This window comes from Flavobacterium sp. LS1P28 (assembly GCF_003970335.1).
Lineage (GTDB): Bacteria > Bacteroidota > Bacteroidia > Flavobacteriales > Flavobacteriaceae > Flavobacterium.
Genome location: NZ_RYDI01000005.1, coordinates 118,292 through 132,600, shown reverse-complemented (window position 1 = coordinate 132,600; position 14,309 = coordinate 118,292). Strand labels below are relative to the sequence as shown.

At 34.2% G+C, this 14,309-nt stretch carries 15 protein-coding genes; 10 read left to right on the top strand and 5 right to left on the bottom strand.

Annotated elements, in window-relative coordinates; translation table 11 throughout:
* Window positions 1-87: 87 nt before the first annotated feature.
* A complete protein-coding gene (locus EKL97_RS06345) occupies window positions 88-369 on the bottom strand; it encodes a hypothetical protein (RefSeq protein WP_126452385.1) in 282 nt (93 codons plus the stop codon).
* Between the two features lie 327 nt (window positions 370-696).
* On the opposite strand from EKL97_RS06345, the gene EKL97_RS06340 reads away from it, so the two are divergent.
* Window positions 697-1,584, top strand: coding sequence for a carbon-nitrogen hydrolase (locus EKL97_RS06340; protein ID WP_126462866.1), 888 nt, complete (start codon window positions 697-699; stop codon window positions 1,582-1,584).
* A 74-nt stretch (window positions 1,585-1,658) separates the two neighbouring features.
* On the opposite strand, the gene EKL97_RS06335 is transcribed toward EKL97_RS06340, so the two are convergent.
* Window positions 1,659-3,185: a choice-of-anchor I family protein gene (locus EKL97_RS06335; RefSeq protein WP_126568475.1), complete on the bottom strand. Its 1,527-nt coding sequence runs from the start codon at window positions 3,183-3,185 to the stop codon at window positions 1,659-1,661.
* A 185-nt stretch (window positions 3,186-3,370) separates the two neighbouring features.
* Here EKL97_RS06335 and EKL97_RS06330 point away from each other — a divergent pair, with 185 nt between their 5' ends.
* The gene (locus tag EKL97_RS06330; RefSeq protein WP_126568474.1) at window positions 3,371-4,411 is read left to right on the top strand and encodes an agmatine/peptidylarginine deiminase; all 1,041 of its coding nucleotides are present in this window, start codon (window positions 3,371-3,373) and stop codon (window positions 4,409-4,411) included.
* 210 nt (window positions 4,412-4,621) lie between these two features.
* Here the strand turns inward: EKL97_RS06330 and EKL97_RS06325 are convergent, their stop codons facing one another.
* Window positions 4,622-6,889 (bottom strand): M1 family metallopeptidase, encoded by a 2,268-nt coding sequence (locus EKL97_RS06325; protein ID WP_126568473.1) that lies wholly within the window; start codon window positions 6,887-6,889, stop codon window positions 4,622-4,624.
* 173 nt (window positions 6,890-7,062) lie between these two features.
* Between EKL97_RS06325 and EKL97_RS06320 the strand changes: the two genes are divergently transcribed.
* The 3 genes from EKL97_RS06320 to EKL97_RS06310 all read left to right on the top strand — a co-directional run bounded on the left by EKL97_RS06320 (window position 7,063) and on the right by EKL97_RS06310 (window position 9,167).
* The gene (locus tag EKL97_RS06320; protein WP_126553656.1) at window positions 7,063-7,914 is read left to right on the top strand and encodes an aldose 1-epimerase family protein; all 852 of its coding nucleotides are present in this window, start codon (window positions 7,063-7,065) and stop codon (window positions 7,912-7,914) included.
* 10 nt (window positions 7,915-7,924) lie between these two features.
* The gene (locus EKL97_RS06315) at window positions 7,925-8,476 is read left to right on the top strand and encodes a GNAT family N-acetyltransferase (protein ID WP_126568472.1); all 552 of its coding nucleotides are present in this window, start codon (window positions 7,925-7,927) and stop codon (window positions 8,474-8,476) included.
* 139 nt (window positions 8,477-8,615) lie between these two features.
* Window positions 8,616-9,167 carry a DUF3575 domain-containing protein gene (locus EKL97_RS06310; RefSeq protein ID WP_126462884.1) on the top strand — a complete coding sequence of 184 codons (552 nt, stop codon included), beginning with the start codon at window positions 8,616-8,618 and terminating at the stop codon, window positions 9,165-9,167.
* 2 nt (window positions 9,168-9,169) lie between these two features.
* Here the strand turns inward: EKL97_RS06310 and EKL97_RS06305 are convergent, their stop codons facing one another.
* On the bottom strand, window positions 9,170-9,400 hold the full coding sequence (locus EKL97_RS06305) for a VF530 family DNA-binding protein (protein ID WP_126568471.1): 231 nt from the start codon (window positions 9,398-9,400) through the stop codon (window positions 9,170-9,172).
* 49 nt (window positions 9,401-9,449) lie between these two features.
* On the opposite strand from EKL97_RS06305, the gene EKL97_RS06300 reads away from it, so the two are divergent.
* The 3 genes from EKL97_RS06300 to EKL97_RS06290 all read left to right on the top strand — a co-directional run bounded on the left by EKL97_RS06300 (window position 9,450) and on the right by EKL97_RS06290 (window position 11,557).
* Window positions 9,450-9,932 (top strand): SixA phosphatase family protein, encoded by a 483-nt coding sequence (locus tag EKL97_RS06300; protein ID WP_126568470.1) that lies wholly within the window; start codon window positions 9,450-9,452, stop codon window positions 9,930-9,932.
* Between the two features lie 40 nt (window positions 9,933-9,972).
* Entirely contained in the window at window positions 9,973-10,425 is a 453-nt protein-coding gene (gene smpB / locus EKL97_RS06295; protein ID WP_091204586.1) for an SsrA-binding protein SmpB, read from the top strand.
* Between the two features lie 82 nt (window positions 10,426-10,507).
* Window positions 10,508-11,557 (top strand): Fic family protein, encoded by a 1,050-nt coding sequence (locus EKL97_RS06290; protein ID WP_126462893.1) that lies wholly within the window; start codon window positions 10,508-10,510, stop codon window positions 11,555-11,557.
* A gap of 48 nt (window positions 11,558-11,605) precedes the next feature.
* Here EKL97_RS06290 and EKL97_RS06285 read toward each other — a convergent pair whose 3' ends face one another.
* A complete protein-coding gene (locus tag EKL97_RS06285) occupies window positions 11,606-12,247 on the bottom strand; it encodes a protein-L-isoaspartate(D-aspartate) O-methyltransferase (protein ID WP_126462896.1) in 642 nt (213 codons plus the stop codon).
* A gap of 144 nt (window positions 12,248-12,391) precedes the next feature.
* Between EKL97_RS06285 and EKL97_RS06280 the strand changes: the two genes are divergently transcribed.
* Together EKL97_RS06280 and EKL97_RS06275 are read left to right on the top strand one after the other, a co-directional pair.
* Window positions 12,392-13,357 carry a Gfo/Idh/MocA family protein gene (locus tag EKL97_RS06280; protein ID WP_126462899.1) on the top strand — a complete coding sequence of 322 codons (966 nt, stop codon included), beginning with the start codon at window positions 12,392-12,394 and terminating at the stop codon, window positions 13,355-13,357.
* A 40-nt stretch (window positions 13,358-13,397) separates the two neighbouring features.
* Window positions 13,398-14,285, top strand: a complete 888-nt coding sequence (locus tag EKL97_RS06275) for a 3-hydroxyacyl-CoA dehydrogenase family protein (protein WP_126568469.1) — start codon at window positions 13,398-13,400, stop codon at window positions 14,283-14,285.
* Window positions 14,286-14,309 lie beyond the last annotated feature (24 nt).

The following is a 14,309-nucleotide window of genomic DNA, read 5'->3' as shown; positions in this document are numbered from 1 at the left end:
TAAATTTGTAACGGCAAGAGCAGAACACTTGCTTGCACAGAAAGTGATCTAAAGAACTGCACCAAAGAATTAAAGAATACCAATATACTAAAACAACTTATATATTCTGTGAATTGGAATCATCACACCTTGCTTTAATATCACATTTTTGTCTGTAACACCCCAAACCGTTGTATCAACTATTTTTTTTGATTCGTTATCCTCAAAGTAAATTTTAATTTTTGAATGTTCTAAATTACCCAATGCTAAAGCCCTGTTGATCTCACTTATTCTAGTTTTTATTTCGTCAACATCGTTAAGGACGTCTGTTTGTGGAAATTTAAGAAGAGTTATGTCTTCTTTATCGATGATTTTGAATTCTTCTTTCATAATTGTAAAAATTTAATAAATACTAAATTACAGTATTTTGGTAAAGTAAAAACTTGACCCCTTTTATTCGCTGTAATACTACCTACAAAAATAAAACCTCCTTGTTTTGTTAGTGCCAATTTTATATTAATTTTTTCTATGGCTCAAAATCCGGATGTTTAAAGTAAATGTTCTCTATATCCATGTACAAATTCTTTAAAAGTAAGTGTAAATCTAAAAAAACCAATAAATATGAACAACGACTAATTAAAATCCTAAAAAAAACACATTATCTCTATTTTCTACTCTTTATAAAATTCACTATTTTTGCAGTCTAAAATTTTAGTCATGCCAAACAAGAAATACAAAATAGCAGTCATCCAATTAAACCTTAATGATATTGCCGAAAACAATCTAAAAAAATGTTTAAGTTGGGTTCGTGATGCAGCAAATCAAGGTGCCGAAGTTATTTCGTTGCCGGAATTATACAGCAGTCATTATTTTTGTCAAAGTGAAGATGTAGATAACTTTGCTTTAGCAGAACCTTTGTATAGTACTTCTTTTATCGCTTTTAGTGCTTTGGCAAAAGAATTAGGAGTAGTAATTATTGTTCCTTTCTTCGAAAAAAGAATGGCAGGAATATACCACAATAGCGCCTACATTATTGATACTGATGGTTCCGAAGCAGGATTATACCGCAAAATGCACATTCCGGACGATCCTCATTTTTATGAAAAATTCTATTTCACCCCTGGTGATTTGGGCTTTAAAACGATTCCAACTAAAAAAGGAAAGGTTGGAACGCTGATTTGTTGGGATCAATGGTATCCGGAAGCAGCTCGTTTGACGGCTCTACAAGGTGCTGAAGTATTGTTTTACCCAACCGCAATTGGATGGCATCCACAAGAAAAAGAACAATACGGTGAAAACCAACATGGCGCCTGGATGAGTGTAATGAAAGGACATGCGGTTGCGAATGGCGTTTATGTTGCCGCAGCAAACCGAATTGGTTTAGAGCAATACTTGCCTGATACGGCGGGAATTCAGTTTTGGGGATCTTCATTTATTGCGGGACCACAAGGCGAAATTTTGGCGCAAGCCTCACACGACAAAGAAGAAATCCTGATTGCTGAAGTAGATTTAGACTTACAGGAAAATGTGCGTCAGAACTGGCCATTTTTCAGAGACAGAAGAATTGATGCTTTTGGTGATATTACAAAAAGAGCCATCGACTAAATCGTCATTATATAATTAAAAAATCCCTGCTAAGAAATTATTCTAAGCAGGGATTTTATTTAAAACTTCTACTTTTAATTTAAATCTGGTTGAAATATTTTAACGGTACCGTCACCTTCACTGCTCACCACTACTAAACTTCTTTTGGTTGGACTTTTCGAAGCTGGAATAAAAAGTAACCCTTCTGGTGCATCACCTGTTTTTAAAATCTGTAAAAATTTTGGAGTTGCTGGAATAGTGACATCATACACCATAAGAGCATCTGCTCTTTCCAATCCAACGAAAAGAATAGTTTTTTGTCCCATTTTAGCAACAACAACTGATTCTGGTTCTACTGATTTATCATCACTTCGATTGTCATCATAGACACCAAACTCTTGCGCTTTCTTGTCTAATTCATTTTTACTATCATAAACCATTTCTCCTGTGTTTCCATTCCTAATAGAGAACGAACGGGCTCCAAAAGAAACTAATTCATCAAAATCACCATCGCCGTCCGTATCACCCATTTTGGTATTGATATTCAATCTTCCCATACTTGCCTCAGCTTTTAAAGCCGCCGCATTAGGAAACGCTAATGGATCCAGAACAACCGAAGAGCTGCTAATTCTTTTTACATCAACAAAAGCACTATATTCTCTAGCATCTCCTTCATTTGCAGTAACAAAATAAGGAATATTATTTATTTCAAAATTACTAATTGCGTCGGGTTGAAACATTCCTTTAACTTTCCATGTATTAGCCAAAACACCTCCATCTTTATCACTAATGTCAATAGCATTTTCGGCAAGATTGTAGTCTTTAAAACCTAAAGGAAAAATAGTAGTGATCGTTTTGGTTGCCAAATCAATTTTAGCTACTCCGTTATTTTCCTGTAAAGTCACCCAAGCCGTTTTTGAATCAGCAGAAATCGTGATGTATTCCGGTTCAATATCTGAGGCAAAATTATTAGTTGGACTTGCAATTCTGAATCCTTTGGTTTTCAATGTACTCAATTGATTGCTAAAACTTCCGAAATTTAAAGTCGTCACTGCATAATTATTATTGACTGCGATAATCGAAACAGAACCGTCGGGATCTATAGAATACGTATCATTTGGCTCACCTTCATTGGCAGTCATGATATAATTTCCGTCAGGAGAGAAAGTAATCATATCCGGTAAAGCACCAACCGTAATTTCTTTGATGACACTGTACTTAGCCGTATCAAAAACGACCACCTTTCCTGCATCTTGCTTATTTGGTTTTGCTTCTAATGCAACTGCTAATTTACCATTAAAAGTTGCAACGCTATTTGAAGTTCCATTAAACGGCGTTAAATCGATACTTGCTACAAAAACCGGACTTGATGGATTAGATAAGTCGATAACATCAATTCTATTCGTATTACTGTTGTTTACGGTAAATAACTTTTTAGAAACCTCATCATACGAACTTATTTCAGCAGCTCCGGCACCACCAATCACAATTGAACCAATTTCTTTGAAAGTGGCAGCGTTTTCATTCATAACCAACTCAGGAGATCCCTCTTTATCAGAGTCCTTTTCGCAACTTGACAATATCATAATTGCCGCTAATAGTGTAATACCATATTTCTTCATAAGTGTATTTTTAATTTTTATCAAAAATAACTAGCTGAAGACCAACAAGAATTAACTAAATATTATATAATCATTACCAAAACTATTCTTATAAATTTATGAAATATTGGAAATGAATGGTTGCAAACTATTTTAAAATCCTACTGAATGTTTATATTTGCAGACTTTAAAATTAGATATGCTGTATGACTACAAATAATAGAAGATTTCCAGCTGAATGGGAAAAGCAACAAGGCATTTTACTTTGTTTTCCGCATAACGGTAAAGACTGGCCGGGGAAATACGAGACTGTTCAATGGGCTTTTGTAGAATTCATTAAAAAAGCAGCTTCTTTTGAGCAAGTCTTTTTAGTAGTTGCTGATGAAAACCAAAAAGAGAAAGTCAATACGATGCTGGAAACAGCTCATGTTGTGCTAACAAATGTTTCCTACATCATTCATAAAACCAACAGAAGTTGGATGCGTGATTCAGGTCCGATAATTGTCAAAAACGGAGCCGAAAGAGAAGCTTTGAACTTTAATTTTAATGGTTGGGCAAAATATAAAAACATTCAATTAGATAAATTTGTTCCTGCCAAAGTAGGAGAATTTCTGAATATTCCTATTACTCAAGTTTTATACAAAGGAAAACCGGTAATTTTAGAAGGCGGTGCGATTGATACTAACGGAAGAGGAACTTTATTGACTTCAGAAGAATGCTTGATGCATCCGGATATTCAGGTTCGGAATCCCAATTTCACTAAAGCCGATTACGAAGCCGTCTTCAAGGAATATCTTGGGATAACCAATGTAATTTGGTTAGGCAATGGAATTGAAGGTGATGATACGCACGGACATATTGATGATTTATGCCGATTTGTGAATGAAGATACTATTGTGACTATTGTAGAAACAGATCCAACGGATAATAATTACAAACCGTTGCAAGACAATTTAAAACGCTTGCAAAATGCCAAACTAGAAAATGGAAAATCACCTATAATTGTGACTCTACCAATGCCAAAACGGCTGGAATTTGATGGCTTGCGATTGCCTGCCAGTTATGCCAATTTTCTAATTTTGAACAATTGTGTTTTGGTACCTACTTTTAACGACAGTAACGACCGAAAAGCATTGAACATCCTTGCAGAATGTTTTCCTGATCGAGAAATCATTGGGATCAGTGCTACTGATTTTATTTGGGGTTTTGGAACATTGCATTGCCTAAGCCAGCAAATTCCTGAGTAAATTTAGAACAAAAAAATATAACACATAAAAAAGACTTGTGAATTTAATTCCTACAAGTCTTTTCTTTTTTTAATATTTTATGACTATTTATGTAATAACCATGGTATAATGTCGTATTTTAAAATCAGGATAAAATTATGTAACAATCTGATTTAAAGCTATTTTACTTAAAGTTAATTCTTTTGACTTTACGACTTTTAAACTTTCGACTTACTTATCTCTTGTAAACGGTATTTTTTGCCCATCAGGAATCAACATATCAAATCCCATTAGACTGTCATTAAATTCAAATTTAAGTCCCGCAAGTTTCGATGCAAACGTATTTTTTCCAGTTGGCTCCACGGAAAAGCTTGGATAATTGGTAATCAAAACATTTAATAACCCATTTTTCTCTGAAAAAACAATTTTTATAGGCGCCATTGATGTAGAAAAAGTTCCTAAATACCCATCCAGAATCACATCTTTTTCAATCAATCCTTTGTCTGCTGTCCAGGTGTTATTTGCTGTGTTGCTGTCCGGTAAAACATGATCCGGATCTAGTGTGATACTTTCGATTTCTTCCGTCGAATTGTGTTTAAAAGACCACGCTTTATTTTTTTGCCAAACTTCTACCGGCAATTGAACATGCGTTATTTTTTCGCTTTTCGTTTTTACGTCTAAACTTACCGGCATAGCCATTTTTTCGAAGTTTTCAATCGAAATTACAACTCCTTGTTTTGGGTCGTTTTTCACGTATTTGATTGAATTAATCCCTTGGTCTAAACGCCAATTGTATTGAAACCAACCACGCCAGAACCAACTCAAATCTTCTCCAGCAACATTTTCTATTGTTCGAAAGAAATCGTCCGGTTGCGGATGTTTGTATGCCCAACGCTCAATATAAGTTTTCAAAGCCAGATCAAATCGTTCCGGCCCAAGAACTTGCTCTCTTAAAATCACTAATCCTGAACTTGGTTTCGAATACGCCAAAAGACCTATATTAGACTCTTTCATGTTATCCGGAGAACTCATTATGGTTTCCAGATTTGGACTCGTGTACACTTCCGCCCTTTGATGCATATCCGCACGCGGCTCTTTATATTCCCCATTATTAAAATCTACTGAACTCAATGAATTAATAAAAGTATTGAAACCCTCATCCATCCAGGCAAACAGTCTTTCATTGGATCCTACAATCATAGGAAACCAAATATGACCAAATTCATGATCTGTAACACCCCATAAATCTGCTCCTTTTGACTCCCAGCTACAAAAAACAATTCCTGGATATTCCATTCCGCCTTCATTTCCGGCAACATTTGTAGCCGCTGGATACGGATATTCTAACCATCTTTTTGAATAATTTTCTATAGTAGCCTTTGTATATTCTGTGGAACGTCCCCATGCGGCATCTCCGGCACTTTCTATCGGATAAACGGAAATTGCCAATGATTTTTTACCGCTAGGTAAATTGATTTTTGCTGCGTCTAAAATAAATGCTGCTGAAGAGGACCAAGAGAAATCACGGGCATTTGTGATTTTGTAATTCCACGTTTTAGTAGTTGCAGTAATCATTTTTGATGAATTTTCAACTTCGGCAGCAGTACGGATAAAAACTGTTTTATCACTTTGTTTTGCTTGCGCTAAACGCTTTTGCTCTTCGGCAGAATAGACTGTGGTAGGATTCAGTAATTCGCCGGAAGCCACCACAATATGATTGGATGGTGCTGTAATACTGACATCAAAATCACCATATTCTAAATAAAATTCCGACGCTCCAAGATACGGATTCGTATTCCAGCCTCGTACATCATCATAGACACACATACGTGGATACCACTGTGCTATGGTGAAAATTTTTCCGTTTTTAGTTTCCAAAATCCCCATTCTGTCTGATCCTTCAAAAGGAGCTATAAACGAAAAGTCGATTTTTATTTTAACAGAACCGCCTTTAGCATTTAATACTTGCGGGAGAAATACCTGCATTCTAGTATCCGTAATAATGTACTTAACTTCTGCTTCAGTTGATTTTCCTTTTACAGTAGTAATTACTTTGACTGATTTTATTTTATGTCCGCCATCAAAAATTTGGCCTTGAGCCCCATTTCTACTTCCTGTAATTGGAACAACTGCATTTCCACGGGAATCCGCTTTGAATAAATTCTGGTCTACATTCATCCAAACAAAAGCCATTTTATCCGGACTGTTGTTCGTATAGGTGATGATTCCTGTACCCGAAATTTCGTTACTTTTTTCATCCAGTTTTGCCGTTAATTTATAATCAGCGCTATTTTGCCAATATTCAGCTCCAGGCTGACCACTAGCAGATCGTGTACTTGTTCCGTTTTTGGAATAAAAAAACGGAGCAAAAGCATCATGATAATCGTAGTTAGAAACTGCATTACCGGATGCATTTGCTGGGGTTTGCTGTGCCCAAATAGATGTAAATCCCAATAATAAAGCCAAATGCAGCATGACTCCGCGACGAATTTTTTTCATTTTCTAATTGTTTATATCACAAATTAATGAAAAAAAAGAGGATTTTGAACTATTGAGATCGAATTGATTCCATTATAAATCAATAAAATCATGTTTAAAGCGTATCAGAATTAAAAATTATAAAATATATTTACGCCAGAAAACCATTTTTAAAGTAACCCGAAAAAATAATTTTGACAACTCTAATTAAAAACTCGAATCTCACTGCAGAAATTAAACATTTTGGAGCTGAATTAATTTCTTTAAAAACAAACCACGATAGAGAATACATCTGGGAAGGAAATCCGGTATTTTGGGGCAAGCACGCTCCTGTTTTATTCCCAATTGTTGGGACTTTAAAAAATAATTCCTTTCACTATAATGCAATGGAATATCATTTATCGCGACACGGCTTTGCCAGAGATATGGAGTTTGAATTGATCAATGCAACAGAAAACAGTGCTGTTTTCTCCCTACACTCTTCTGAAGAAACTTTAAAAGCATATCCGTTTGACTTTGAATTGCAAATCATTTACACATTACACGGGCATAATTTATCGATTGCATATAAAGTAATCAACAACGGAAAAACTGCAATGCCGTTTGCTATTGGCGCACATCCTGCTTTTGCTTTGCCAAATCAATTCGAGAGTTATGCTATTGCTTTTGAAAAAGAAGAACCATTGAAATATTATCTTTTGGAGGATGATTTAATTTCAAATAAAACGAAGAAATTAGACGTTCTTAATAAATATATTCCGCTGACGTATGAGTTGTTTGAAAACGATGCTTTGATTTTCAAAACATTAAAATCCAATTCGTTGACTATTTTAGAAAATAAAAATCCAATTCTAAAAATACATTTTGATGATTTTCCAAGCTTAGGAATTTGGACCAAAATAAATGCGGCATTTATTTGTATTGAACCTTGGTTTGGTTATTCGGATACCAATGAAAGTTCCGAAAATCTATTTGAAAAAGAAGGCATTCAAATTCTAGAAACCAAGGAAACGTTCCAATCAAAATACAGTATCGAAATCCTTTAATTACTAAGATATGTTAGCTATAAATTTTAGTCCATTTCCTGATTTAGAAACCGAACGCTTGCTTTTGAGAAGAGTAAACACGAATGACATTAAAGAGATTTTCGCATTGCGATCCAATCCAGAAACTATGAAATATATTCCAAGACCTTTAGTAAAAACGAACGAAGATGCCTTGGAACACATTGCAATGATCGATACAAAAATTGAAGCTAATGAAGGTATCAATTGGGCTATTACGTTGAAAGACAACCCAAAACTTATTGGAGTTATTGGTCATTACAGAATAAAACCCGAACATTATCGTGCCGAAATTGGCTATATGTTATTACCTGAATATCATGGAAAAGGAATTGTATCTGAAGCAGTGAAAGAAGCTGTTAATTATGGTTTTCAAATCATGAAATTGCATTCCATTGAAGCGATGATTGATCCTGATAACGATGCATCTGCAAAAGTTTTAGAAAAAAATGGGTTTGTCAGAGAAGGACATTTAAAAGAAAATGAATTTTTTGATGGTCGTTTTTTTGATACTCTAATTTATTCTCTTTTGAACAAATACTAATTTTATGTCCTTTTTATTTAAAATTTAGTTGCGTGACTAATATAAATTAAAAACATAAAAACCTTACAGATAAATATTTTACATTTGTCTTTGATTTTCTCCAATAAGCTATTGGTCTAAATAATAGAAAACACTTTTTATGAAAAAATTATTTATTGTTTCTTTTTTTCTCTTCTGTATTGTATCCCAAAGTCAAACGTATATAAAAGCAAATGCTATGACTACTTTATTGACCATTCCTAATGTAGGTATTGAAACCAGCATTGGAAAAAAATCTACTTTTCAATTTGATATTACAGCCTCTTTATGGAAATCAATAAATGGTAAACCTAGAGAGTTTTATACTTTCACACCTGAATATCGTTATCATTTCAAAGAAAAATACAATGGTTTTTATGCAGGAGCACATATTGGGGCAAGTATATTTAATTTCCAAAAATGGAATTATATAAATACTACTTTGTATGAAAAAGGCGTTGGATATTTTATAGGTGCAACAATTGGATATCAAATAAAAATAAATGATAAATTTATGTTAGATTGTTTCTTAGGCGGTGGTTCGCATCAAGGTTTTTATAAAGGATATGACTTAGCTACGGGAGAACGATATGAATCGGCGAAAGGGTACAATAAAAGTGGCGAGTGGTTGCCCTACAGAGGCGGTTTTATGGTTTCCTATAAATTAAACTAGATTTATTTGGGCAATTTAGCTTCTGATTTTATATACAAATCTTCCACTTGTTTTCGTGCCCAATCTGTTTTTCGTAAAAAAGTCAAACTGGATTTTACACTTGGTTTATCTGTAAAGCATTTTACTTTAATGAGTTCCCCCAAAGTATCAAATCCGTAATGATCCACTAGCTGCTCTACTATTTTTTGGAGTGTAATTCCGTGAAGCGGATCTTTCGATTTTAAGTATTCCATTTTGCAAAGATATTAAAATCCCAAATGCTTTTTTTTAAAATTGATTCAAATGAAAAAATTTCTCGCACTGTTTACACTGTTATTTTTAAATATCAGTTTTGGACAAAGCACCACCACCTATTACTTTATTCGTCATGCCGAGAAAGTAGATAATTCTCAAAATCCAGATTTATCTGAAAAAGGGTTGAAAAGAGCTGAAAAATGGAATACAATATTCTCAGAAATTAGTTTTGATGAAATCTATTCAACGGATTACAAAAGAACTTTACAAACTGCAAGTCCAACCGCGACAACAAAGAAGATGAAGGTTAAGCTGTATGATCCTAAAAATATACCTATTGAAGTTTTCAAAAAAGAAACGATAGAAAAAAAAATTTTAATTGTGGGACATAGTAACACAATACCAAAATTTGTCAATCAAATGATAAATCAAAACTCATTTACTGACATTCAAGATAAAACTTTTGGTAATCTTTATATCGTAACTATGGTTGATGAAGCAATCACATTCCAATTGCTGAAATTGGACTAAATAATTGCTAAACCTTTAATTTTTGTTACCTTTGCACGCTATGTTAAAAACAATAAATATATTCAATAAGAGAGCCCGATTTGACTATGAAATAATCGAAACCTTCAATGCAGGAATTGTTTTGGCTGGAACGGAAATCAAATCCATTAGATTAGGAAAAGCAAACATCACAGAAAGTTTTTGTGAATTTAGCAATAACGAACTTTTTGCGATAAACACCTATATTGAAGAATATACTTTTGGTAATCAGTTCAACCACAAGGCAAGAAGCGAGCGCAAATTACTTTTAAAAAAAAAGGAATTAAAAGGTTTGCTGAAAAGTGTTCAAGCAAAAGGATTGACAATAGTTCCTTTGAAATTGTTTACTAATGAAAAAGGACTGGCCAAACTCCAAATTGGTCTTTGCAAAGGAAAGAAAACCTATGACAAACGTGAATCTCTCAAAGAACAAGATACGAAACGGGATCTAGACCGAATCAAAAAATCATTTTAAATTAAGAAAGTAATGTATTAATTATTATTTTATTTATAAAAAATGACTAAATTTGTCAAGACAATTTAAAGCATTTTTTTAAATGAAAACACTACTCAAAAACGCAAGAGAACAAAAAGGACTCAAAACTAGAGAAGTCGCACAACTTTTAGCAATTGATCAAGCCTTAATCAGTAAGTTTGAAAGTGGAACTAGAAAACCTACAAGAGACCAAGTCGTAAAATTAGCATCTTTACTAGAAATAGATTTAGAAACAATCATGGTCGCTTGGCTTAAAGAAAAAATTCTTTATGAAATTGGTCAGGATGAATTTGCTCTAAAAGCATTATTGGTTGCAGAGCAAGAAATTAGATATCAAAGCAAACCAATAAAGAAAAAATTATCGGTAACTCTTCAGAAAATTTTAGATGAAATAGATACTTTGAAGATACAACTGGATGGGTTTCGCCAATTTGACAGCTATCGGATTGCACAAGCATTAGAGCTAGAATATACGTTTGAAAGTAATCGCATCGAGGGAAACACAATGACTTTACGCGAAACGGATTTAGTTATCAATGAAGGTTTGACGATTTCTGGAAAAAGTATGCGGGAACATCTGGAAGTCATTAATCATCAGGAAGCCATTGCTTATATCAAAGATTTAATGCAAAAAAATACTGCTATAAAGGAACGAGAAGTTCTTTCTATCCACAATCTTATTTTGAGAGGAATTCAACCCGAAGATGCAGGTAGCTATAGAAAAGTCCAGGTGATGATTCAAGGAAGCAGTTACGTGCCTCCACAACCTTTTTTAGTCGCCAAAGCAATGGAAGATTTTTTTATTTGGTATGAAACTAATAAATCAACCTTACATCCGATAATTTTAGCTGCCGAAATGCATGAACGCTTGGTTACTATTCATCCCTTTATTGATGGAAATGGCAGGACTTCGCGCTTAGTCATGAACTTGGTTTTATTGCAGCATGGTTACATAATTGCCAATATAAAAGGGGATTATGAAAGTAGAATGCGCTATTATCAAACACTGGAAACTGCACAAACTAAAAACAACAAAGAAGATTTTTTGTTATTCATTGCTCAAATAGAAAAAGAAAGTTTAGAGCGGTATTTAACCATTATTGGTCAATAAAATTCATCTTCTGCTCCCTTCCCCTTGGGAAGGGTTGGGGATGGGATTTTAATTTTTATCTTCTAATAAAGGAACAAATCGAAACTCTCCAAACTCATGTTTCTCAAATTGAGTTTCATTTTTTCTGATTAATAAGGTCATAATCTGCACCTCTGTACCTAGTGGAATAACTAGCCTTCCTCCTATTTTGAGTTGCGCCATCAACGGTTGCGGAATAAACGGAGCGCCTGCAGTTACTATAATACTATCAAAAGGAGCGTAATTTGGTAATCCTTTGTATCCATCTCCAAAAGAGAGATATTTGGGCCTAATATTCAGTTTTGGAAATAAAATTGAGGTTTGCTTAAACAATTCTTTCTGTCTTTCTACACTAAATACTTTGGCACCTAAAAGACATAGAACAGCTGTTTGATACCCTGAACCTGTTCCTATTTCTAAAATTTTGTGTTCTTTTTTGACTTCTAATAATTGGGATTGAAAAGCAACAGTGTACGGTTGCGATATCGTTTGGCCTGCAGCAATAGGAAATGCTTTGTCTTGATAGGCATAATCTTCAAAACTGGAATTTAAAAATAAATGTCTTGGAATCTTTTTTATCGCCTCCAAAACACTTTTGTCAGTAATTCCTTTTTGCTCTAAAACGCTTACTAATTGATTCCGAAGTCCTTGATGTTTGCCTGTGTCTTTCAAAGTTTATTGTTTTATTTTGGTAAAAATAGAAAACAATTTCTGAATTCAAATGTTGGATTTTAAATTTTAAATTAACTGAAGAATTGTCCGGTATCAATAATAGATTAATCATTTTATTGTTATTTTTGTAAAAATTACATCATTATGCTGAAAATTGGAGTATTAGGTGCTGGCCATCTAGGAAAAATACATTTGCGTTTATTACAACAATCTAAAAAATATGAATTAGTGGGATTTTATGATCCAAATCAAGAGAACGCCGAAAAGGTTTCTAAAGAATTTGGATACAAACATTTTAGCACAATTGCCACCCTTATTCATGCCGTTGATGTAATCGATATTGTTACCCCAACTCTTTCTCACTACAAATGTGCCAAAGTAGCCATCAAATCCGGTAAGCATGTTTTTATTGAAAAACCTATTTCAAATACGGTCGAAGAGGCCGAAGAAATTATCGCTTTATCAAAAGAATATAATGTTAAAGGTCAGGTGGGGCATGTGGAACGTTTCAATCCAGCATTCATCGCTACCAAAAACATGATCGAAAACCCTATGTTTATTGAATCGCATCGTCTGGCTGAATTCAATCCTCGCGGAACTGATGTTCCTGTAGTCTTAGATTTGATGATTCATGATATTGATGCCATTTTGAGTGTTGTACAATCAAAAGTAAAAAATATTAGTGCTAGCGGTGTTTCAGTTATCAGTGATACACCGGATATTGCCAATGCAAGAATAGAGTTTGAAAACGGTTGTGTTGCTAATTTAACAGCGAGCCGAATTTCGATGAAAAACATGCGTAAATCTCGTTTTTTCCAGAAAGACGCTTACATCTCCGTAGATTTCTTAGAAAAGAAATGTGAGGTTGTAAAAATGAAAGATGCTCCGGAAGTTCCAGGCGATTTTGATATGATTTTACAAAATGCGGAAGGTGTAAAAAAACAAATCTACTTTTCCAATCCAGATGTAGAACAAAACAATGCTATTCTGGATGAACTGGAATCATTTGCAGATGCCATAAATACTGATTCAACACCAATTGTGACATTGGAACAAGCCTCTGAAGCGCTTCGTGTTGCGTATCAAATTATTGATTGTTTTAAAAAATAATTTTTACATAAATATTAAACTATTTTAATCCAAAATAAGAATGAAAACAATAGCCGTAATTGGAGCAGGAACAATGGGGAATGGAATTGCTCACACCTTTGCACAAAGTGGTTTTACCGTAAAATTAATAGATGTTTCAGAACAATCATTGGATAAAGGAATGGCCACTATCGCCGCTAATTTAGACCGAATGATTGCAAAAGGAAGTATCACCCAAGAAGACAAGGCAAAGACGATTACTAACATAATCACCTATACGGATATCAAAGATGGCGTTGTAGGGGTTGATTTAGTGATTGAAGCGGCCACTGAAAATGTAGCATTAAAACTGAATATCTTCAAGCAATTGAACGAAGCTTGTTCTCATAATACAATTTTGGCAACTAATACTTCTTCTATTTCAATTACTCAAATTGGAGCCGTTGTGGCACATCCGGAACGCGTTATCGGGATGCACTTTATGAATCCGGTGCCAATAATGAAACTGGTGGAAATTATTCGTGGTTATAATACTTCTGATGAAGTGACAAAAATCATCATGAATCTTTCCGAGAAGTTAGGAAAAACGCCTGTTGAAGTCAACGATTATCCTGGTTTTGTTGCCAATAGAATCTTGATACCCATGATTAACGAAGCGGTCGAAACTTTATACAACAAAGTGGCTGGTGTTTATGAAATTGACACGGTGATGAAACTTGGAATGGGACACCCGATGGGACCTTTGCAACTAGCAGATTTTATTGGTCTTGATGTATGTTTAGCCATTTTGAACGTGATGTACGACGGTTTTAAAAACCCAAAATATGCACCTTGTCCGTTATTGGTAAATATGGTTCGTGCCGGAAAAATGGGTGTGAAATCAGGGGAAGGTTTTTACGATTATTCTGGAAGCAAAAAAGCCGAGAAGATTTCTAAACAATTTATATAATTGTAATGTTTAAAAATTGAGGGC

Excerpts from the sequence above, each read along its gene's own strand:
- EKL97_RS06335 (WP_126568475.1), bottom strand. The coding sequence starts at position 3,185 with ATGAAGAAATATGGTATTACACTATTAGCGGCAATTATGATATTGTCA.
- EKL97_RS06305 (WP_126568471.1), bottom strand. The coding sequence starts at position 9,400 with ATGGAATACTTAAAATCGAAAGATCCGCTTCACGGAATTACACTCCAA.
- EKL97_RS06345 (WP_126452385.1), bottom strand. The coding sequence starts at position 369 with ATGAAAGAAGAATTCAAAATCATCGATAAAGAAGACATAACTCTTCTT.
- EKL97_RS06340 (WP_126462866.1), top strand. The coding sequence starts at position 697 with ATGCCAAACAAGAAATACAAAATAGCAGTCATCCAATTAAACCTTAAT.
- EKL97_RS06300 (WP_126568470.1), top strand. The coding sequence starts at position 9,450 with ATGAAAAAATTTCTCGCACTGTTTACACTGTTATTTTTAAATATCAGT.
- EKL97_RS06275 (WP_126568469.1), top strand. The coding sequence starts at position 13,398 with ATGAAAACAATAGCCGTAATTGGAGCAGGAACAATGGGGAATGGAATT.
- EKL97_RS06290 (WP_126462893.1), top strand. The coding sequence starts at position 10,508 with ATGAAAACACTACTCAAAAACGCAAGAGAACAAAAAGGACTCAAAACT.
- EKL97_RS06315 (WP_126568472.1), top strand. The coding sequence starts at position 7,925 with ATGTTAGCTATAAATTTTAGTCCATTTCCTGATTTAGAAACCGAACGC.
- EKL97_RS06330 (WP_126568474.1), top strand. The coding sequence starts at position 3,371 with ATGACTACAAATAATAGAAGATTTCCAGCTGAATGGGAAAAGCAACAA.
- EKL97_RS06325 (WP_126568473.1), bottom strand. The coding sequence starts at position 6,889 with ATGAAAAAAATTCGTCGCGGAGTCATGCTGCATTTGGCTTTATTATTG.
- EKL97_RS06310 (WP_126462884.1), top strand. The coding sequence starts at position 8,616 with ATGAAAAAATTATTTATTGTTTCTTTTTTTCTCTTCTGTATTGTATCC.
- smpB (WP_091204586.1), top strand. The coding sequence starts at position 9,973 with ATGTTAAAAACAATAAATATATTCAATAAGAGAGCCCGATTTGACTAT.
- EKL97_RS06280 (WP_126462899.1), top strand. The coding sequence starts at position 12,392 with ATGCTGAAAATTGGAGTATTAGGTGCTGGCCATCTAGGAAAAATACAT.